Genomic DNA, 21,618 nt, shown 5'->3' on the forward strand with positions numbered 1-21,618 from the left:
GGCGGTGAGTCAATGAGAAAACTGGCGCAATCCGATCACTTAGAGTAAAAATAGGAAGAGAGAAAAACGGCAGGATCAGGTGATCGGAATAAACCGAAACGAGCGATCGCAATCACCGAAATACGCAGAAACACGCTCGGCTCAGGATATAAGCCTTAAAAATGGGCAGTTTCACTGCTATTTGTTGCCAAACTAAAGCGTTACCCGGGAAAAATTGAACTTCATCAATACCGCGATCTTGGCTAAAAAGCCGATCGAGATCGCTAAATAACTGGACTAAAACATCACAATGTTCGAGATCGGAAAGCGAAAGTGTCAAATTCAGTTCAACGGGTTTCTCTGCTGCTTGTTTAACGGTAAAAGTGGCAAAACTAGACATGAGAATACTCTTTAATGCTGATTAAGGGATTAGGCAAATCGAAATAAATCACCGCAGGATCTGGAATAGAGTTTTCATTGAAGTTCTGCAAATAGCAGTAAAAATTACCCTTGCAGCATAATGTGTCGCTGTCTAGTACGTAATCTAAACATGCTGAATCTCGTATTTCACTAAAGCGCAATGCTTCAAGATGTTGGCGTAGAACGCGTAGTAGCACTTGTTCCGATATATCACAGTGAGAAGCAATCGAACTGATGACATTAAAGGTGGAATTAATCAGCAAATAATAAGCGAAGTAACGACGCACTTTTTCTTGATTCCAATAGTTTTCCACATCGTTTTTGCTTTCACTTAACTGCTGAGAAAAGCGCTCAAAGGCGAGATCGGTATAACCCGTACCTTGGCAATCTCGGTAATACATACCAACTGGGAATCCATTGTCCATTTGCAATACTATGTTTTGTTGATGCGCTAAAAACACCACACCAAAATTAGCCTGTAAAGCAAATAGTGGTACCACTACATGGCGGCAGTAAGCGCTAAACCAATCAAGTGCAACATCTTTTACCAAGTTTTTGTTTTCATTAGCGATAGAATGAATTCTTGCAGCACTTAACGACGCACTAGACCATGGATTTTGCTGAGTTAAGGTTGCTAACACCACCGCTTCTTGATCTATTTGAGATTGCAGCGGGTTATCACGAAAAACCACCAAACTTTCGTCGATCACATCTCCTGTCTGATCAATCAAACCAACAAAAGCAGGCTCTTGCATTACTTGAAAACCACGTCCTTTACCTTGTGTGCCACTCAGATCAGTATCATGGAAAAGTTGGTTGAGGCGCGTCCCCCGAACCACTTCTTTTAGTGATAAATTTCGAATTGAATTGGTTAATTTTACGCTTAAAGAAAATTTCAACATATAAGGCATTGAAGGGCTGTATAGCGAGCGAGTGGACGAGGTTGGGTACCATGTCGCACCAAATTCACCGAAATCTTCGATTAAGCCTTGTTCGAGATACTGAATAATATCACGATGTTTTTTGAACCATTGCCACTGCCATGGGTGAACAGGAAAGAGTAAATAGCCTTCGGGTATCTCCCCCACGACCATTTTAGCCAGCCTAGTATCGGCCTCTAAAAACTCTTCAAGTCGTTGCTGCACAGTAAGCTCTGCGGAACTGCCTGAAATGGTAATACTTGGGTGAACAGCTAACCAACGTAGTGCAAACTGCCCTCCAAACTCTGGCGAATAAAGCGCAGCATCATCTGCGGTGAACTGTTCACGACTTTTCGGTGCAGGATGGACAGAATGTCCGACTAATAATCCTTGTTCGGCCTGTTGAAAATTTAACGCATCATTAAACAGTGACTGTCCATAAGGATTTTTTAAAATGGCTTGATGGGTATTAGTACTGCTTTCTAGTACACGGGTTATAAAAATGTCACTTTGTTCAGCGGTTAATAAGCCAACCAGTGAAGGCTCATGCATAATCGCGTTCAAGACTGAGGTGAAATCAAGGGGAGTATTATTTTCTCCTAATGCATAAGCGGGAAAATGATATTGATGTAAACCTAAAGATGAGACATAGCGTAGCGGAATATAAATAGCGGATTGTTCTGATCGTGGTATGCAGTAAAATGACTTATCTCCTTCAATAACAATCGAAATCGAGTCGCACTCTCTAGCAAGTGCATTTAAGAAACAAGCAGCAGCGACATCATTGATGATCGGCTGTTGTTGCTCTGGGTAAGGTATGTTTTCCATAATGCATTTTTGTGTTTTTATTGTTAACACAAATGCTAATCATTCTTATTTGCATAATCAACCTATTTTTTATATTTACTGGTACAATGAAACACTTTTTATTTCTAACACTTGTGCAATACCAATCACCGTAAATAAGTACTCAAAAATAGCGTAGAAAAAATGCTTGCTAACAAAGCGGGATTTTTCGATAACTACTTGTTCCACAATCAAAAATTCTAACGCCGTTATCGAGAGTTTTAACAAGCTAGCGAGTATGAGCGGTTCTTTGCTACGATTGGTATAATACGTTCGGTTTGTGCTTCACATATATTTAACCGTTTGTTACGTCGATAAAAACAACTTCAATAGTCTGCTTTTATATGTTGGTAAATTATAGCTCATCGGCTATTTGCGCATTAAATACAAAAAATATGCTCCACCAAAAACAGAGGCTAAAAGCCCTGCTGGAAATTGCCATGGGAACCACAAGGTTCTCCCTGTCCAATCGGCGATGACCATAATCAACGCCCCTAAAAAACTAGCCACGATTACCTGTTTTAGCGCACTATATTGGCCTAGGGAACGTGCCATATGCGGCGCTAATAAACCAATAAAACTTAATGGGCCAATCACGATGGTGCAAACGGTTGTTAATAAGGCGACCATCAATAATAGAACCTGCCTAACCCACCGAACATTCAGTCCAATACTGCTGGCTGTTACACTGCTTAAGCCAATGATATCGAGCCAACGATGAGTACACACCACACCACACCCTATCACCAAAACAGCACATGCAACGATCCAGATATCGATCGTTGTGACTAAATATGTCGAACCAGATAACCAAGTTAGTAAGCCTTGCACATTATCTTGACCTGAAGCTAAGGAGATCCGAAGTACGGCATCGAGCCCAGCGCTGAGGGCAATGCCAGAAAGTAGCATATGCGTCGGTGAAAATTGATGTTTTCTGGCTAGCAACCAGATGATAGCAGTGACACTCAATGCCCCAACAGTACCTAGCAGCATTTGCTGATGGCGTTCAATAGCCACTCCCGATAATGCCCCAATAACCAAAGCAAGGGCAGCTCCAGAACTAATGCCTAAAATTTCTGGGCTCGCCATTGGGTTAGTGGTAACACGTTGAATAATAGTACCAGCTATGGCAAGACCCATTCCTGCAAACAGCGCGACAAATACTCTCGGCCATCGTAATGCGATGATATTAGCATCGATACTTATGTACCATCCCGTTTGACCTTGCCCAACAAAAAGACTCAACAGTACCAATATCACGAGTATTAATGTTAAGAAAAGAACGCTTTTGGAGAATGAAATGTGACGATACGTTTGGATAACGACTTCACGAGCTTTTAGATCTGACTTAAATATTTGGCGCTGTAGCAACAAAAGCAAAAATGGCGCACCAAGTAACGCTGTCATCGCACCTGTCGGTAGTAATTCCCCCCCTACACCTGACAAAGGTTGCACAATCAAATCAGCCAGTAGCAGCATGGCAGAACCAATAATTCCACTGCTAAGCAGTTGCACGGGCAGTTTTCGCGCACCGAACATACGTGCAATTGCTGGCGCAACAATACCGATAAAACCGATCAAGCCAACTTCACTGACAATAGCAGCAGTAATAAAAATGGCTAAAACTAAGCATGCCACTTTGACCTGTTTTACCTTCACTCCCAAAGAAGCTGATACTGAATCTCCGAGCTGTAGCGAAGCCAAAGGTCGTTGCAGCAGCAAGAGTAATGCAACTGGCACACTGATCATTGGTAATAAAAAAATGACACTTCGCCAGCCATTTTGGTTTAACGCCCCGGCTCCCCATACAAAGACGCTAGTGAGTTTCTGTTCGTTCAATAACAAAAGCATGGTGTTTAATGAACCAAAGAACAAACTGATCACCATCCCTGCAAGCACCATATGGATAGGTGCAAAACCTCTTTTTGCGGAAAGTAAAAATACTAATAACGTTGCGAAACAGCCACCAAAAAATGCCGGAATAAATCCGGAGATAGAAAACGAACTGGGAAGAAATAAAATCCCCAACACCATTCCTAATTCAGCACCAGAGGCGACCCCTAGTGTGGTTGGCGATGCAATAGGGTTTCGCAACACATATTGCATTACCGAGCCTGCAACCGCTAGTCCGAAACCACACAACACTGCCATTGCCAATCGCGGCAAATAGGTTAAGTTGACGATCAAATGTTGATAATTGTTGGCATCATAATGAAATAAGGTTTGCCACAATAGTGGCAAGCCTTGGTGATAAGGTATGCTCAGCTGCAATAACGACGCAATAAGTCCAAAACAAAATATGGCGCAAAGTAGCCATTTTGAGTGACGATAATTTACGGCTAGCGATAGTGATGGAGACATATTCACTTCACAGTGCAACAAGTTTAGTAATCTGGTCACTAAAACGCTGTGCAGAGATCAACCCACCAAAGGTCCAAATTGGCGGAAGCTCATACACCAAACCTTGACGACTAAAAGCCATCGTTTGAAATAGTGCCGATTGCTCTAACACACTGCGTTCTTCTGGTTGTAGTGGGCCAAAAAGTAAGACACGTGCGACTTGATGTTCTGCCAGCTTTTCGATGCCTGCGGTGGTAAAACCCCACATATTAGTAGTATCGCGCCATGAATTAACTAGGCCCATCTGTTGTAAAACATCTTGAGATAAAGACCCATTACCGTGAATACGTACAGTTTTCTCGTTAAGAAATCGAACAAACAGTAAAGGTCGATCGGAATTTTTGTACTGACGCATGTACTGACCATTGAGCTCTAACTTCGCATTTGTTTGAGCAATCACCGCTTCAGCTTGAACGGATTTATTGAATAATTCACCCAATTGTTTCGTGATAGCTTTGGCATTTTCCAACGGTGTTTTTTTAGGGCTATAAATGCTGTATACCAAGGTTGGTGCAATCATATTCAGTTGCGGGTAGGCGTGACTCATCGCTTGGCTTATAAGGATAACATCAGGTTTTAGCTGTGTTAGTAGTTCTAAATTTGGCTCTCGACGTGAACCGACATCAGCGACGCTATCACTTAATCTTGGTTCACTTACCCAAGTTTGGTAGCCTTTTACATCAGCAACTCCTACAGGGTTAACGCCTAAACTTAATACGGTTTCCGTTAATGCCCAATCGAGTGTGGCGATTGTTTTTGGTCGATGTTCAAAGGTTGTTGAGCCCAATTCATGCTCGACGGTAATGGCTTGTACCGTGGTGGTCAGCAGCAAACTCAACAACAAAAAATACGATTTCACAATTTGATCCTTTTAGCATTATTGATTAGGGGATGTAACTGATTGGCTGGCCAGTTTGAGGATGATGAAACAGTGCTAACTCCATGCCGTAGATAGATTGGAGTACTTTCGGTTTCATTAAATCTTTGGGTGCGCCTTGAGCAATTACTCTCCCTGAATGAAGTGCGACCAGTTGATCACTAAATTTAGCGGCCATATTCACATCATGCAGTACCATAATCACGGTTATACCAACTGATTGATTGAGCTCACGTACCAAGGTGAGCAGCTCATGCTGATGGGCAACGTCTAATGCCGATGTCGGTTCATCTAATAAAATGCATTCGCTCTGCTGGGCTAGCAACATTGCTACCCAAGCTCGTTGACGCTCACCACCCGATAAAGTGGCCACATAACGACTTGAAAACGCGCTTAGCCCAACTCGCTCTATTGCTTGATCAACAATGTGATAATCTTGCGCAGAGTAGCGACCGAATGCTCCTTTCCACGGATAACGTCCGAAGCAAACCAATTCTCGTACCGTCACCCCATCAGTAATGGGTGGATGTTGCGGTAAATAAGCCACATTAAGTGCAAAATCGGAGGCACTGTACCGTTCCACACCCTTACCTCTTAGCAAAATGTGTCCCTGACTAGGAAAGTTTTGACGGCTAAGTAACTTCATTAATGTGGATTTTCCACATCCGTTGTGGCCAAGCAATGTCGTTACTTTACCCTTGTGCAAGGTCAGTGTGGTTGGGTGGAGTATGCGTTTGCCATCAATTTCAAACGCCGCATCGATAAGTTGATACATGCTAAAACATCATTCTTCACGATAAAGTCAATAGCATGTGAAGATATCACAACTTAATCTTAATGATAATGGTTTTCACAATCATTTATTATCAGTAGGATGTAGCATACATTCCCCACGCTTTGTTGTTAGAGATGAATAAACTACTTGGAAGAAAAAACGCCTCGACATTTGAGTTAACAGCCATTGCATTCGTCGCCGCCCTAATGGGAGTTGGGCAGAATGGATTATTAGTCTCCCTTCCCTTTTTGGTTGAACATTCTGCATTTAACTTACCAACATGGTCGATTGTCATCGCTATTGGCAGTTTTTTATTCCTGCCTTCTGCGCCATTTTGGGGCCGATATAGTGACGCTCATGGTCCCAAAAACGTCGTATTACAAGCACTACTAGGGATGAGTATCAGTTTTCTACTATTGTTATTTTTTACTGCAATGAGCCGTTCATTCATAGTAGATACCAATGTTTCTGATTGGTATTGGTTAGCTGGGTTAGTCATAGCTCGGGTGATATATGGCTGTACAGTGTCGGGAATGGTGCCTGCAAGTCAGCACTGGGCTATTTTGTTATGCGGACAACAAAACCGCTTACAGGCAATTACTTCGGTCAGTATCGGCCTAAGTGCTGGTCGCTTAATTGGACCGCTCATTGCGATCGGGGCTTTAAAAATTCATGTATTTGCCCCTTTAGCGGGGATGATTCTCTTTCCGATGATCGCTTTAGTGGTTGCACTCTACTTACCCACACCACTAACAGACACTAGTACGAGGCATTCTAAAGGTTCATCTTCACCTTGGTTACCACAACGCCAACTATGGCCATATCTGCTGTCTGGCTTACTTTTGTGCGCAGTGATCGCTTTGCTGCAATACAGTTTTTCCCCGCTAATACTCAGCATAACGGATTGGTCAATTGCTAAAGTAAGCGATGTGATCGGGATTTTATTAACCATCAGCGCAGCATTTACATTGGCTACGCAAGTTCTGGTGATCAAAAAGAAAAAGATGTCACTGCACCGAATGTATCAAACTGGTGCATTATTACTGTTCATTGGCTTGGGACTGTTTCTATTGCCTTACATTGAATTCTTCGCTCTCGCAATGGCGATATCAGCGATTGGAGCAGCTCTGCTTGTTCCAGCATACACTACCTTCGCCACTCAATGTGATGAAAGCCGTCCTGGAGCTGTGGCGGGATACATTGCTATGTCTCATACCCTTGGTTATGGTCTGGCTTCCTTACTGGCTTACTTAGCGATGTACTCTGCGCACTATCCTATATTTGTTTGTATCGGTTTTTCTGTATTGATCTTGTTACTGAGCATTCGACCATCCGTTCAGTTATCCTTCCCTTCGGCTGGCAACAAAACTGTCCATTGATACATCCGACTTAATTATCTCGACGCAATCGAGGGCAGTCTGAACAGAGGCTTCTGCCCTCGCATTTATACACTAAACAGCAACTTGTACGAATTAACTGCAAGGGCGTGTTTTGATCTTTCGCTTGTAAACTCGATAAGTGCTTTTTAGGCAGATTACACGCCTCTAACCATTGTAATGCTTGTTCTATGATCCGTTCATTGCTGTAGCCCGGATTAGTACTTTGTAACTTCACTAAACAATTGAGTAGACCATCTGCCAATAAGTGACGCGTAAAACCTGGACGGATCCGCACCCATGGATCCATCTGTTGGCGATACGTTTCAAATAGCGACGTGAGTTGCTGACCCGCTTGCTCAATCAATAGTGATTGTGATCCGTGAATGAACTCTGTGCGATGAAAATAAAAGCCGGAAACAAACTTAGGTTGTTTAAACTGCGTCATATTGTAAATGTCAGGCAACGCATTCAAACGATAAATGGACAAGAAACAAAGATAGACGGGCTGCCAGCAGAGAAGATCCCATGTTCGAGTTAACCAGTACGCTGCCCCCCCTTCAGGGCTAGATTGAGCAAGCTCGTTATATAACTGCTGGATGAGAACGCTATTATCCTTATTAACTTGAATAGATTCCACATGCTGGGGAAAATCAGTATACCCCCGAAGGTAGGGAGTAATTTGGTTTGCATCTTGAAAAAGTTGTGTGACTAGTGATTGACTCATGGTACGAACAAATAATGAAAAGGGATTAAATCATAAAGCGCGCCACAAACTAATGCAAATAGTTATCATTAACGCTTTTTCAATGCAAAAACTTGTGAATCATCAACAGATACTCCACGCCTCTTAAGACTGAATGGACTTATCTTTTTTGATTTGTTGTAACTGAATCAAAAACTTGATCCATCCTTTGGCCGCTTGTGAAGGCTGAATAATTTCTGCTTGCTTCGCTTGGTACAGCGCCGTATCCAGTTGATTGAGTTTATACAGCGCTTGTACACGAACTAATGCAACATCAGCCTGCTTCTCTTTTGTTGTGATCTTATCGAGCGCTACTAATGCTTGATTGTATTGCCCTTGTTGGTTATACAGCAATGCAACTTGCCAAAAGTACTTATTATCAAATTGAGCGGCAATTAACCAAGTTTCTATGGCTCTTTGCCATTCTCTGGCTTGTTGCCAATACGTTGCTTGCTCTGTGATTAATAACACATCGCTATTGATATCAGGCAGAGTTTGCATCGTTTTCGCGGCACGTTCTGGAATGCCATTTTGCGCATAAAGTTGCGCTAATAGATGTGTATCTTTCTCTGATAACTCAACACCTTGCAGCTTGGCTAGCGCTAAACTATTAAGCGCTTGGCGTCGCTGATCTAAACGCAGGTGCAATCCTACTAATTGAAGCCACCAATTTGATTTATTCGGCTCCAAAGCAATCAAATTTTTCAGAGTTGGAATAGCCTCTTTCCATTGTTCAAGCTGAAGTTGCGCCCCAAGCTTAAGAGAGAGTGGCGTTTTGCTATTCATTGCGGCTAGGTTTTGATATTGATCTAACGCCTTTAGCACCTTACGCCATTGAGCTAATTGGTAATGAGTCTGAGAAATACGCAACCATAATAGTGGTGCGCTTTGTGAGTCTGGAACATTTTTAACTAATTGATAATAATGTGGTAGTGCTTGTTCAAATTGACCTTCATTAACATATAAATCAGCCAACATGCGCTCGGTTGTCCACGTTTGTTGGTCGTTAAGTTCACCACTTTCAACCGCATATTTTATTTGGGAAATAGCTTGCTGTGTCTGGTTATTTTGCCAATAAAAAACGCCTAACATACGCGCGATAAAAGCTTTGTCGTAGCTTCTCGAACTCTCTAAATGGCGCAGTTCATCTATCGCTTGTATCAGCTTTTCTTGTTGTGCAAGTTGCTGCGCTTTTTGTACTTTTATCGCTGTTATTGGGCTTAATTCACTGGCATTTAGGGCTAGCGATACAATAAACAACGGCAAGCTAATGAAAAGTCGTTTTATCATTTGGCGATTTTAAACTCCACCGTTACAGTTTGCCCATTTTGTGATATGGCTTGTCCATCGACAATTTGCGGCTGATATTTCCATTTTTTCACTGCTTGTATCGCTTCCCGCTCAAACATCCTCACTGGCTTTGCTTCCACGACTTTAATATTGGTCGCTTTGCCCATCTCATCGATGGTAAAGCTCAGCGTAACAAACCCTTCTACACTACGTTTAAGCGCCTTGGCTGGATAAACAGGCTCAACACGATACAGCGGCATTGCCTGTTGATTAGTGCCAAAGTCACCGAAAGTAGGCGCACTAATTGCGACTCCATTCATTACGGTATCTAGCCCTAACGCAGGCAATGCGTTAGCGGCTAACGTTTCAACTGCTACCGTTTGGGCCTGTGTTACGGGTGATTGTGGTGGTGGCTCTGGTAGTTGTAATGGCTCTGGTAAGCTACGTTGACGACGTTGAAGATCCTGCTCTTGCTCAACCATAATCATAGTAAAGCTGAGCGCTTGAGCACTTTCAGTAACCCGTTGATGGCCGTTATCTATCATCCATGACATAAAACTGAATAATGCTAGCGAGATGATGCCAGCAAAAGGCAATGCAATGAATAATCGTAGCATCAGCGTTTTTCCGCAGCCAATGCGATGTTTTTCACTCCAGCCCCTTTTGCCGCGTCCATGACCTTAACAACCGTGCCATTGTAAGCATGTTCGTCAGCTTGAATAACCAGTGAAGCATCTGGCTGCTCTAATAGCAGGTGCTCTAATGTCGCTTCAACTCGCTCTGCATCAATCAGACGTTTATCAATATAGATATCATTTGCCGCATTAATTGCGACGAAAATCCCCGCGTCTTTTTGACTCACCGCATGCGAAGCTTGCGGTCGATTCACTTCAACGCCAGATTCTCGAACAAATGAACTGGTAACAATAAAGAAAATCAACATAATAAAAACAATATCGAGCATCGAGGTTAAATCGATTTGCGCTTCATCATTTTTTTGGTGGCGTCTGCCTAATCTCATCGCAAACTCCTTAATGATTTTTCTAATTTTAGTTCAAGCAGATGGCACGCCTTTGCTAAACGAGCGTGAACAAAGACGCCAGCTAACGCTGCAACCATACCTGCCATGGTTGGTAACGTGGCCAATGAAATACCCGATGCCATCAATTTAGGGTCACTGCTACCTTGGTTCGCCATAACATCAAACACTGAAATCATCCCAGTTACGGTACCAAGCAAACCAAGCATTGGGCATAGAGTAACGAGCAGTTTTATCATATTGAGGTTTTGGCGCAGTAAACGTTGTGCTTGCCCTAGCCATCCGTCGCGAATGGCGTGCGCATACCATGAATGGTGATCGACTCGTTGATGCCATTCATCTAACCACGTTTTACGAAGTTTGGGAAAAGCAAACAGTATAAACAGCACTCGCTCAACAATAAGTAACCAATATAAAGCCACTACACCAGCTAACCACCATAATACGATGCCGCCTTGTTGCATAAATTGCTGCAATGTCGCCCCCCAATCATTGGCTAGCAAAGCACTTGGCAATACGCTGCTCATTACGCTGCAACCTCGGCTGCGGCAGGATTAACAGACAAGCAGTCTTGCTCAGCTTGCTCTGCAACCAAACCAATACCTTGTTTTTCCAATATAGTGCGAATGTTTTCAGCCTGAGAGCTCAAGATATTGTGTGCCAACAGCAATGGCATCGCCGCGATCAAACCAAGTACTGTCGTTACTAGTGCCATGGAGATACCTCCCGCCATCACTTTCGGATCACCATTACCAAACTGGGTGATTACTTGGAAAGTTTCAATCATTCCTGTGACCGTTCCCAACAATCCGAGCATAGGAGCAATCGCTGCCAACAATTTAAGCATCGATAAACCTTGTTCAAGATGAGCTTGCTCGTCGACTACCGCTTCTAATAAACGAAGTTCCAACGCTTCAACGCTGCGATTTTGTTCTTTGCTATAGACTGTTAATATACGACCTAAAGGGTTATTGCCGATTTGCTGAGGATCTTTTAATTGCGCTTTGATCTTATGATGAGTAATGACCAACACCGAACCGCGATAAAGTCCAATCAACAACCCGATCACCAAGACTACCAAAATAATATTACCCACAACTCCACCAGCTTGTAAGCGTTCCATCAATGTCGGCACTTGCGCGAGTTGCTCCAGCATCACTCCACGCGATGGATCCACCACCAACATTTGTACACCACTGCTTGCCATGTTGACCAGCGTAGGAGTATTTTCAGGTTGTTTAGGGTAGCTTGTCGCCACCTGTTTATCACTGTTCCATTTCACATAGCCTTGATCAGATACAAGGCCAAAGGTAGCGATGCGATAAGCAGGGATGGATTTTGTGACGCCGTCACCATCAATAAAATCGACGTCAACATGACTAAGCTCACCACTTGCGATGATCTGCTCATTAAAACTGCGCCACAATCCGGTCAGTTGTGTCATCGAAGGTAATGATTTTGCTGCAACAATTTCATCGACTTGCGCTGTGTATTGATGGCGATCAACAGCGGTAATAGATTGCTGCAACTCGCCACTCAACGATTTGGCATTTTGACGTACCACACCAAATAGCTCACCCAAGCTGCCTGTTTCTAAGCGCAACTGTTCTTCTAATCTAGCTAAGGTGTTTTCGTTATCACTAAACTGTTTACTGAGCTGGTCGGCCTGCGCTTGGAGTGCCTTACGTTGGGTTTCTAATTCTTGCTTAGTTGCGCGTAATTGTTGCTCTGTCTGCTTAAAGCCGGCTTCTCGTTCAATGTTATGCGTTTGCTGCTTCTGGTTTTCTTGTTTAGCACTGGTCACTAACTCAGCATTGGCAAAAGCATGCAATGAAAGCAGAGCAAAAACGAGCGAAGAAATTTTTAATAACTTGTTCATTTTATTGCTCCTGTTTCTGGTTAAGTGAAACAGGCACCGTCATTAAGTTTGGTGTTATCAGGCTGCTTGCCATTTTGAATGCATTATCTAACTCACTGTATGCGTTTGTATCCACTGAATTCCACTGTTGAGACTGTTGATCCCAAGCCCAATAATGTTTGCCATTGAAGCTTCTCGCTACCAAAGATATACGCCCAACGTATAAAATATCAGCTTCAATAGTTTCAGCGGAATTCAAAGTGATCGAACCTTGGTAAGCACCAAGTTTAGTCCCGTAATCAATTTCAATTTGGTAAGTCTCAAGAATTCGACGATATTTTTCAGCGTCACTGACATCGGCTCTGGTCATCATCGTTTGAAGTTTTTCTATGCGTTCCAAACGTTGTCCACGTTTTAGTGGTCGATCACTTTCAACGATAATGCGCAACCCATCAATCATTTTGTACATCAAAGGGACTATCCCCTGACGTGTTAGTTTTATTTCTTCAATTTGATGAGCAAGACTTTGAGTTTCTTGATTTTGGCTTTCAACCAATGACGCTAAATGATTACGGTAAATGGTGATGTTTTTTACGTCTTCTTTAAGTTGATCAATTTCAGCTTGCAGTTGCAAAGCCTGTTGTGAACTGTGATTAATACTCTGCTGACTAAGGGCAGACATTGAGTTGGTGCTATTTTGAATTGCGTTAGCATCGCTTAACGTTGAAGCATTTGCGCCGAGCAAGCTTGTGGTTGCGACAAAGAGCAAACTTATTTTAAAAGGATTCATAGACGTTATTTATTACCATCAAAGCAGTGCGTGCAATCTTATTGATAAAAGCTCTCATTATCAATAAGAATTGCATTCTAGCGATCTTTTACCATTCAAACAACAGTATACCGCGCTAACTTCTTCAGCAGGTTATAAAAGTCTATTTTTGGAAGTGAAGCTAGCCCAATATCAGGCTAGTTTATTAGATTTCCGCATCAGGCTGATTTTCAGGTTCTGCTGCTATAAAAGCAGGATGAGCTCTAAGATTGGCGGTTATGCGCTCAATGTTAGGGAACTGGCTAATATCAAGACTAAACCGTTCAGCGTTATACACTTGGGGAACTAAACAGACATCGACGAGGCTTATTTGATCACCAACGCAATGAGTCCCCGCCACTTGTGCCAATTTCTTCTCTAATCCGTGAAAACCAGTCTGGATCCAGTGCCTATACCAATCACTTTTCTGCGATTCACTCACGCCCAATTCACTGGTTAAATACTGCAACACCCGCAAATTATTAAGCGGATGAATATCTATAGCAATATCTTGAGTCAGTGATTTAACCAGATATTTTTCTTTGCCAGACTCAGGGATTAAACGAATGTCAGGATACACATCATCGAGATATTCGATAATTGTTAGCGATTGGTTGATACATAGTTCGCCATCTGCAAGTACTGGGATCAATTCGCTAGGGTTAAGCGCACTGAACTCCGGAGAATGCTGAACTCCACCACTTTTGACAAGGTGAATCGGAACTTGCTTGTAGGTTAATTTTTTCAAATTAAGTGCAATTCTTACTCGATACGCAGCCGAAGAACGCCAGTATCCATACAATTTTATGTCTGCCATTAATATTTCACCACTTTCTGTTCTATGCTGCCAAACAAGCTATTGCCATGTTTATCTCGCATTTCTAATTTGATGGTGTCACCAAATTTCATAAACTCCGTGCTCGGTTTACCATCTCGAATCGTTTCAATCATCCGTACTTCGGCAATGCAGGAGTAACCAACCCCCCCCTCTTCAATAGAGGTTCCGTAGTCCGTTCCTTGCTTGTTCGATACCGTACCAGAACCGATGATCGTACCTGAGCAGAGTGGACGAGTTTTTGCCGCGTGGGCAATCAATTGTGGAAATTCAAAGGTCATATCAACGCCTGCATTAGGACAACCAAATGCACGACCGTTATAAGTAGAAAGTAGAGGTAAATTGAGCTTGCCCCCGTCCCAATGTTCAGCCAATTCATCGGGCGTGACAGCTACCGGTGAAAACGCAGATGACGGCTTCGATTGGAAGAAACCAAAACCTTTGGCCAATTCTTGAGGAATTAATCCCCGCAACGATACATCATTCACCAGCATTACTAAGCGGATAGCCTGGGCCGACTCGTCTGCTGTCGCACCCATCGGCACATCGTCTGTAATCACAGCGACCTCGGCTTCAAAGTCTATTCCCCACTCTTCACTAACTATTTTAATCTCATCACACGGGCCTAAAAATGCATCTGAACCGCCTTGATACATCAGTGGGTCACTCCAAAAACTGTCTGGGATCTCAGCACCACGTGCTTTCCTGACTAACTCCACGTGATTGACGTACGCCGAACCGTCGGCCCATTGGTAAGCACGTGGAAGTGGTGAATGACATAAGGTTGGATCAAACGCTATTTCATGCAGTAATTTACCCTCGTTTAGAGCTGTGTAAACCTCGTGCAACATCGGTTCAAAGTGATGCCAACGGTCCAATGCTTGCTGAAGATTTTCTGCTATATCAGGCACCGCAACACATTTTGTTAACTCTTTGTTGACTACCACCAGCAGACCATCTCGCGTGTTATTTTTGAGCGTTGCTAATTTCATTTTATCTCCCTACTCTTGCGTCGTTTTCCAACTGTAGACATAGTGCTTATTTTCCACTAGCTGCGCTGCGTCACTAAATTGCAATGCATGACGAGTATCAATCATCACCGCGACTTCGTCTGTGAATTTTTTCTTATATTCTTGTCCTGCTTTAAACGCTTTCGGATGCGGTCCATGCGTAAACCCTGCCGGATGAAACGTAACCATACCTGCTTCAATATTGTCGCGACTGAAAAAATCACCAGCGTGATAAAACAGCACTTCATCGTAGTCATCATTGTTATGGTAAAACGGCACCTTCAATGCTCCGGGGTCACTTTCAATCGGACGCGGAACAAATGTACATACCACAAAACCTTGTCCAACGAAGGTCGTGTGGGCGGATGGAGGTAAATGGTAGCGGTGCGACATTAAGGGACGAATATCTCGCCAATTCAGTTTGACTACCGCGAGATCACCATGCCAGCCAATGGCATCTAAAGGATTAAATGGATAAGTAATCACGCTCACTTTTTCGTGACGCTTTAGCTCTACTTGCGTGCTCTGCTCTGAATACTGAGCTCTGAACTGCTCATTGATTGAAGGGACTTCTAACACCGCCGGGTCAAAGATTGCATGATTTCCGACCAGTCCTTTTTCTGGCAGAGAATACGCTGCATCGGTATTTTCTATCATCAGAATAAACATTGGTTCGCTCGGAGCTAAACGCCAATTAGTGCCACGAGGGATCACAACATAGTCCCCTTCGGTGACATTTAAATGCCCATAGTCACAATATAAATCCGCTTTACCTTGATGGATGAAAAGCAGTTCATCACCATCAGCGTTACGAACTAGATGGGTCATGGCTTGTGCTACTTTCCAGACACGCACTTTGCAGTTGGCGTTGTGTAAAAGATGGGGCACAGCCCAAGGAGAAGATTGTTTGGCCTGTTCGACATGGTTAAAGTTGAATGCTCTTGGTCTCAACTCACCTTGCCATTCAACCCACCCAGTCGGAGCATGTTGATGATGAAAATGTGCCGCCGGACCAAAAAAGCCACTGCGTCCGGCTTCTCTTTCGTATATTGCCTGTTGCGGAAAATCGGCGTGCGCTTGTTTAGAGCACACCCCTTCTCGATGAGGGAATGTGATCCATTTATGCATCGCTTAGTACTCCTCGGCGAATTTGGTCTTCTTCAATCGATTCAAACAGTGCTTTGAAATTCCCTTCCCCAAATCCTTCATTACCCTTACGTTGAATGATTTCAAAAAAGACCGGACCAATGACGGTTTGAGTGAAGATTTGCAACAAAATGCCATCTTTCATTGGTGCGCCATCAATCAAAATACGCAGATCTTTCAACTGTTCAACATCTTCTTGGTGCCCTTCGACCCGCTCATTGACTTTCTCATAATAGGTATCTGGGGTGGGCATGAAATCCATACCACGTTCACGCAGTGTGTTCACGGTGGCGTAAATATCATCTGTCGCTAACGCAATATGCTGAATACCTTCACCATTATATTCACGGATAAATTCTTCTATCTGTGATTTATCGTCTGAAGATTCGTTAATAGGAATGCGGATTTTGCCACATGGTGCTGTCATTGCTCGACTCACTAACCCTGTCAGCTTGCCTTCAATATCGAAATAACGGATTTCTCTGAAATTACCAATACGCTCATAGAAACCAGACCACACATCCATGTGTCCCTGTTTTACATTATGCGTTAAGTGGTCTATTTCATATAAGCCAACATTCGCGGTTGCTACGCGCTCAACGGCATCGGGGTAAAATTTGAAATCCACATCGTAAATACTTTGGCTGCCATAGCGATCCACAAAATAGAGTAAGCTGTCGCCAATTCCGTAAATAGCTGGAATACTGAGCTCCATTGGCCCAATCTGAGTTTTGTATTCTTTACCACCATTGGCTAACGCATGTTCCATCGCAAGGCTAGCGTCTGCAACACGAAATGCCATACCACAAACTGAAGGTCCATGCTCACGAGCAAACGACTCCGCTTGACTATGCGGTTGAGCGTTAACAATGAAATTGATGTCTCCTTGGCGGTATAGCCAAGCCTCTTTTGAGCGATGCTTTGCTATTTCGGCAAAGCCTAATGACATAAATAGCGCTTTTAATTGCTTGATCCCTGCTTGGTTTGCGGCTGTATATTCCACAAACTCAAAACCATCAGTACCTAGTGGATTATAGGTTGCTGCCATCTTTTCTACTCCTTCAGTGCACAAGCGTTACCATGCTTTAAAAATTTATCTATGTTTTGATAAGCTATTTAAAGAAAATTACGCAATTTTTGGCAAAAAGGAATAACTGAACGGAAAATGGTGCAGCTACCTCATCCGCCGCAAAATGTAATCAAATTGTTACACTGAAAGAGTGGGCATCCACAAGGATTATGATCCTCAGGGAAAATTGTATGCACGTCAATATAAAACTCTTAAATACAAATAGTTAAATTAAATTAACTCTATAATAAAAAGCTAGCCAACTATGAGAGATAGAGTATTCTAATAATTACAATGTAACATTATTACTACAATCACGATAATTAGTGCAATAACTCTATTAAGAATAATCCTACAGTGTAATTGTTGTGTTAATTCTCTCAATAGTGTCTATTAATGCAGCACTATATCTTTATACTGCGACTCCTTTTTATAAACAGATAGGTAGAAAATTTAACTTATGCTCAAAAGATTCACAGATAGCCAACGAAGACTGATCACAAAAGCGTTTGCTGTTTTAATACTACCAGTCCCTATCGTTTTTTCTGTGGCGTATCAAGTTAACCTAAAAGCTATCAATAACAATTTAGAGACGATTGGCACCTCTTATGTAAAGCGGATAGAGCACCTCATTGATGATTTGAAAGAAAATAATTATCAAGCGCTCTATCGCACCAATAACTGCGCTCAGATTCAAAATAACTTTCTTTTTGAGAGCAACTTAAGGGAGATGCTAATTGTCGAAAATCAAACCATCACCTGCTCTTCAAAACGTGGGGTTAGGCACACCGATATCAGTCATCGCGTATCGGCGAATGGCTTGAATGCAAGAGAATTCTTACTTGATTTAGAGGGTGATCCTGACAATCGCACGTTAGTCGTGGTCGATGTCGATAAGAACAATCCGCAACGTGGTGCTGTGTCCATTATGGATAGGCATTATGTTTCTGCTCGCTTGGGACATGGCTCTGATAAGCGTATAAAAAAGATTGTTGTGAAGTTAGGTGAGCTTTACTACCCAGCAAATAAAGAATTTGTCAGTCAAAATCCAAGTCAAATTGTCAAATCAAGCCGTTACGATTTTTCCCTAATGGTTGAAGCTAGTTCTAATTTTGTTGATTCAAGGGTTATTTTTAGTTTCCTCGGTGCTATTCCAGTCTCTTTGGCAATATCAATATTGATTTTCATATTTTTTCAATGGTTTAGTAAACGAAACTCGTTAGTTGATGATTTAAAAAGAGCACTAGTAAATAAAGAGTTGTTTTTAATGTATCAACCGATCATTTCTAGTGACGATCATTCTATTATCGGTGCAGAAGCTTTGATTCGTTGGGTGCATCCAAGCCTTGGATTTATCCGACCAGATACCTTTATTCCTTTAGCTGAAGAGCATGGGTTAATTAATCAAATTACCGACTACGTGATTGAACATGCTTTTGAAGATTGGAAAATGATCACTATCCAAGATAAGTTCCACCTTGGGGTCAATGTTCCTCCTTCATACCTTCTCAATGACCTTTGTTTACAACGGCTTGAACAATATGGTCGAGCTTTTAAGGATATCAATATCAATTTTGATATCGAAATCACTGAAAGACAGTTACTGGATGAACAAGGGCAAGAAGCCGTAGAAGAGGTACGAAAATTAGGTATTCAAGTTTTCATCGATGATTTTGGTACCGGACATACCACTCTTTCTGTGTTGCAAAATATCACTTTTGATTGCTTAAAAATCGATAAATGTTTTGTTGATACTATTGGACTGCAATCGGTTAACGCACCTGTTTTGAATGCCATCATAGACCTCGCGCATAGTTTAAATATCGCAATTATTGCTGAAGGTGTCGAGACAGAAGAACAAGCCCGCTACTTAGCAGCAAAAGGGGTACAATTCCAGCAAGGTTACTATTTTCATCGCCCACTAATGCTTGCAGATATTCATCTAAAGATGGACCAATAGATTTTCATACAAAAAAGTTAGTGGCTTAGCCAAAACAGATAAACTTGCTCAATGTCAGTAATTAGACGGTTTTATTTTATCGGTATTTTTTGATTTACCTCAGCATCTTGACCCTGTAACACGCGATAAGGTATCGCTTCTGTTCCCTACAAGGTAAGACACAATGAATTCCATAAATGAGCAACGTTTGGTTGAGCACTTCTTTGATTTGATCAAAATTGATAGTGAATCAGGCAATGAAAAGCAAATTGCTGAAACCTTAGCAACACAGCTTGAAGGGCTAGGCTTTACCGTTCATAAGCTTGCAGTGCCAGAGCAAGTCTCTAATGGCTTCAATATTTATGCTCGCTTAGAAGGCCAAATAAACGACAGTGTCGTATTAAGCTGCCATATGGATACCGTAAAGCCCGGCATGAGCATTACACCGATTATCGACAATGGCATTATTCGCTCTCAAGGCGATACCATTTTAGGTGGCGATGATAAGTCAGGTATTGCTGCTATTATCGAGGCCATTCGCTGTATTCAAGCTGAAAATCTGCAGCACAAAACTATTGAAATTGCCTTTACGGTTCATGAAGAAGGTGGTCTTCAAGGCTCAAAACAATTCGATATGACGAACATTCAATCAACGAAAGCCATTGTGTTAGATACTGGCGGTCCAATCGGCACTATAGTAAAAGCCGCACCAGGCCAACAAAAGATTGTAGCGACAATCAAAGGCAAACCTGCTCATGCAGGCCTTGCTCCTGAAGAAGGGATCAGCGCGATCATGGTTGCCGCTGACGCTATTACTCAAATGAAGTTGTTACGCATTGATGAAGAAACCACGGCCAACATCGGTATTGTTCAAGGTGGTGGCGCAACCAATATTGTTATGCCAGACATTAAAATTGTCGCAGAAGCGCGTTCATTGAATGATGACAAACTGAGCCAACAAGTTGAACACATGGTTTCAACTTTCCAAGCGACGGCAGATAAACACGGTGCACAAGTCGAGATTGAATCAACACGCGCTTATAACGCCTTTGTTTTGGATGAAGATCATCCGCACATTGTAGCAATCAAAAACACCTTCCATTCTATTGATATTGAACCTAAAACGAAGCGTACTGGCGGCGGTAGTGACGCCAACAACTTCAACGAAAAAGGGTTAACAACAGTCAATCTTTCTACTGGCATGGCAAAAGTTCATACTACTGAAGAGTACATTGCAGTTGCTGATATGGTTAAAATAGCCCAGTTCGTGAAAGCGTACTTAACGGCATAAAACAAAAAGCGCCTCTATTTTCGGAGGCGCTTTTCTTTATACATAGACAAAAAATTAAACTTACAAGCCGATACCTTCTGTTAAAACTTTTATCTGCTCTAGGTCCATGCGGTGTACTTGTATCATTTGGTCAATTTGACTGATACGAGAATTCGCAGCATCTTGCTTATCACAAGCATCTGATTTCGCATCCCAAGATTTACCTTCCAAGTAAGCGTCACAGTCAGACTTCAGTAACTTCAACTTTGGAGTAATGGTCTGTTTCTCTTTCTCTAGCGCTTCAAGCTCTTGTTTAATTTTTAGCTCACGTTGGAAAAGTTCACGTGAACGTTCAAACATGGTCGCTTGCATATCCGCCTGGCGATTGAGCTTACTATTGCTTTGAGCAACCTCTACTAGCTTTTCTTTCTCATCATTGAGTTTCGCCTGTAGCAACTTATTTTCTGATTCCAGTTTTTTATATTTTTCTTGGAATTGATTCAATTGTTCTTGATGCTGTGAATTCTGTTCATCCAATGCTCGTTGTATTTTAGTCTCAACTTCAGCGTCAACTGCTGCCACTTTCAATTCTACCGTTTCAACTAATTGTGTACGGTCTTCATTGAGCTGCTGATATTTTTCTTCCAATTGACTATAGCTTTTTTGCCATTTATTAGTGGTGATACTTGAACCTATCAGGCCGCCTAGTGCCAAGCCTAATACTCCCGCCAATGCGAGATAAACGTAAGTGCGTTTATCTCGTTCTTCAATGACTACTACATCCTCTTGTTCGTCAATGTCAGTATGTTTATCCACTCTTTTACTCCTCTATAAACATCAGCGGGTTAATTCAGCAATTACAATTGAGGCTGTGTAGATTACAAAAGCAGACAGTAAGGTAATAACAACACCTTTCTGCAATTTTTCATTAGTGCGAAAACGCACCAAAATGAACGCCAAAGCGATCAATACAACGATGGTTATTAGTCGTGTCATAGCACTATTCCTCCAGCGTA

Annotated in this window: 21 protein-coding genes; 3 read left to right on the forward strand and 18 right to left on the reverse strand. The window is 42.3% G+C overall.

Annotated features, from left to right (window positions below; genetic code table 11):
• Positions 1-112: 112 nt before the first annotated feature.
• The 5 genes from EYW48_RS18100 to EYW48_RS18120 all read right to left on the reverse strand — a co-directional run bounded on the left by EYW48_RS18100 (position 113) and on the right by EYW48_RS18120 (position 6,217).
• Positions 113-379, reverse strand: coding sequence for a hypothetical protein (locus EYW48_RS18100; RefSeq protein ID WP_277432780.1), 267 nt, complete (start codon positions 377-379; stop codon positions 113-115).
• Positions 372-2,147: an IucA/IucC family protein gene (locus tag EYW48_RS18105; protein WP_277432781.1), complete on the reverse strand. Its 1,776-nt coding sequence runs from the start codon at positions 2,145-2,147 to the stop codon at positions 372-374. Before EYW48_RS18105 ends, EYW48_RS18100 begins: the two co-directional genes overlap by 8 nt.
• Before the next feature lie 387 nt (positions 2,148-2,534).
• Entirely contained in the window at positions 2,535-4,526 is a 1,992-nt protein-coding gene (gene fhuB, locus EYW48_RS18110) for a Fe(3+)-hydroxamate ABC transporter permease FhuB (protein ID WP_172533241.1), read from the reverse strand.
• 7 nt (positions 4,527-4,533) lie between these two features.
• Positions 4,534-5,424: an iron-siderophore ABC transporter substrate-binding protein gene (locus tag EYW48_RS18115; protein WP_053311477.1), complete on the reverse strand. Its 891-nt coding sequence runs from the start codon at positions 5,422-5,424 to the stop codon at positions 4,534-4,536.
• A 25-nt stretch (positions 5,425-5,449) separates the two neighbouring features.
• Positions 5,450-6,217: an ATP-binding cassette domain-containing protein gene (locus EYW48_RS18120; RefSeq protein WP_053311476.1), complete on the reverse strand. Its 768-nt coding sequence runs from the start codon at positions 6,215-6,217 to the stop codon at positions 5,450-5,452.
• Between the two features lie 134 nt (positions 6,218-6,351).
• Between EYW48_RS18120 and EYW48_RS18125 the strand changes: the two genes are divergently transcribed.
• Positions 6,352-7,596, forward strand: coding sequence for an MFS transporter (locus EYW48_RS18125; protein WP_277432782.1), 1,245 nt, complete (start codon positions 6,352-6,354; stop codon positions 7,594-7,596).
• 10 nt (positions 7,597-7,606) lie between these two features.
• Here the strand turns inward: EYW48_RS18125 and EYW48_RS18130 are convergent, their stop codons facing one another.
• The 11 genes from EYW48_RS18130 to hppD all read right to left on the reverse strand — a co-directional run bounded on the left by EYW48_RS18130 (position 7,607) and on the right by hppD (position 17,372).
• Positions 7,607-8,320 carry a siderophore ferric iron reductase gene (locus EYW48_RS18130; protein ID WP_277432783.1) on the reverse strand — a complete coding sequence of 238 codons (714 nt, stop codon included), beginning with the start codon at positions 8,318-8,320 and terminating at the stop codon, positions 7,607-7,609.
• 123 nt (positions 8,321-8,443) lie between these two features.
• Positions 8,444-9,628, reverse strand: a complete 1,185-nt coding sequence (locus tag EYW48_RS18135; RefSeq protein ID WP_277432784.1) for a tetratricopeptide repeat protein — start codon at positions 9,626-9,628, stop codon at positions 8,444-8,446.
• Positions 9,625-10,245, reverse strand: coding sequence for an energy transducer TonB (locus tag EYW48_RS18140; protein WP_053311472.1), 621 nt, complete (start codon positions 10,243-10,245; stop codon positions 9,625-9,627). Before EYW48_RS18140 ends, EYW48_RS18135 begins: the two co-directional genes overlap by 4 nt.
• On the reverse strand, positions 10,245-10,649 hold the full coding sequence (locus EYW48_RS18145) for a biopolymer transporter ExbD (protein WP_053311471.1): 405 nt from the start codon (positions 10,647-10,649) through the stop codon (positions 10,245-10,247). The genes EYW48_RS18140 and EYW48_RS18145 overlap by 1 nt, the downstream gene beginning before the upstream one ends.
• A complete protein-coding gene (locus EYW48_RS18150; RefSeq protein ID WP_277432785.1) occupies positions 10,646-11,194 on the reverse strand; it encodes a MotA/TolQ/ExbB proton channel family protein in 549 nt (182 codons plus the stop codon). Before EYW48_RS18150 ends, EYW48_RS18145 begins: the two co-directional genes overlap by 4 nt.
• Entirely contained in the window at positions 11,194-12,546 is a 1,353-nt protein-coding gene (locus tag EYW48_RS18155; RefSeq protein WP_277432786.1) for a MotA/TolQ/ExbB proton channel family protein, read from the reverse strand. The genes EYW48_RS18150 and EYW48_RS18155 overlap by 1 nt, the downstream gene beginning before the upstream one ends.
• 1 nt (position 12,547) lies before the next feature.
• A complete protein-coding gene (locus EYW48_RS18160) occupies positions 12,548-13,315 on the reverse strand; it encodes a DUF3450 domain-containing protein (RefSeq protein ID WP_176313849.1) in 768 nt (255 codons plus the stop codon).
• Between the two features lie 184 nt (positions 13,316-13,499).
• The gene (gene maiA, locus EYW48_RS18165) at positions 13,500-14,150 is read right to left on the reverse strand and encodes a maleylacetoacetate isomerase (protein ID WP_261917744.1); all 651 of its coding nucleotides are present in this window, start codon (positions 14,148-14,150) and stop codon (positions 13,500-13,502) included.
• Positions 14,150-15,160, reverse strand: coding sequence for a fumarylacetoacetate hydrolase family protein (locus tag EYW48_RS18170; protein WP_277432787.1), 1,011 nt, complete (start codon positions 15,158-15,160; stop codon positions 14,150-14,152). The genes maiA and EYW48_RS18170 overlap by 1 nt, the downstream gene beginning before the upstream one ends.
• 9 nt (positions 15,161-15,169) lie before the next feature.
• Positions 15,170-16,306 carry a homogentisate 1,2-dioxygenase gene (locus EYW48_RS18175; RefSeq protein ID WP_261926856.1) on the reverse strand — a complete coding sequence of 379 codons (1,137 nt, stop codon included), beginning with the start codon at positions 16,304-16,306 and terminating at the stop codon, positions 15,170-15,172.
• Positions 16,299-17,372, reverse strand: coding sequence for a 4-hydroxyphenylpyruvate dioxygenase (hppD, locus tag EYW48_RS18180; RefSeq protein WP_171981557.1), 1,074 nt, complete (start codon positions 17,370-17,372; stop codon positions 16,299-16,301). The genes EYW48_RS18175 and hppD overlap by 8 nt, the downstream gene beginning before the upstream one ends.
• Positions 17,373-17,853: 481 nt before the next feature.
• Between hppD and EYW48_RS18185 the strand changes: the two genes are divergently transcribed.
• Both EYW48_RS18185 and EYW48_RS18190 read left to right on the forward strand, forming a co-directional pair.
• On the forward strand, positions 17,854-19,353 hold the full coding sequence (locus EYW48_RS18185; RefSeq protein WP_277432788.1) for an EAL domain-containing protein: 1,500 nt from the start codon (positions 17,854-17,856) through the stop codon (positions 19,351-19,353).
• A gap of 163 nt (positions 19,354-19,516) precedes the next feature.
• Complete coding sequence (locus EYW48_RS18190; RefSeq protein WP_053311462.1) at positions 19,517-20,623, forward strand: M20/M25/M40 family metallo-hydrolase; 1,107 nt, start codon at positions 19,517-19,519, stop codon at positions 20,621-20,623.
• A gap of 60 nt (positions 20,624-20,683) precedes the next feature.
• Here EYW48_RS18190 and EYW48_RS18195 read toward each other — a convergent pair whose 3' ends face one another.
• Both EYW48_RS18195 and EYW48_RS18200 read right to left on the reverse strand, forming a co-directional pair.
• On the reverse strand, positions 20,684-21,418 hold the full coding sequence (locus tag EYW48_RS18195) for a chromosome partitioning protein ParA (RefSeq protein ID WP_274683227.1): 735 nt from the start codon (positions 21,416-21,418) through the stop codon (positions 20,684-20,686).
• Positions 21,419-21,439: 21 nt separating this feature from the next.
• Complete coding sequence (locus EYW48_RS18200) at positions 21,440-21,598, reverse strand: hypothetical protein (RefSeq protein ID WP_168522127.1); 159 nt, start codon at positions 21,596-21,598, stop codon at positions 21,440-21,442.
• Positions 21,599-21,618: the final 20 nt, after the last annotated feature.

It is taken from the genome of Vibrio sp. 1180_3 (genome assembly GCF_029478545.1).
GTDB classification, from domain to species: domain Bacteria; phylum Pseudomonadota; class Gammaproteobacteria; order Enterobacterales; family Vibrionaceae; genus Vibrio; species Vibrio aestuarianus.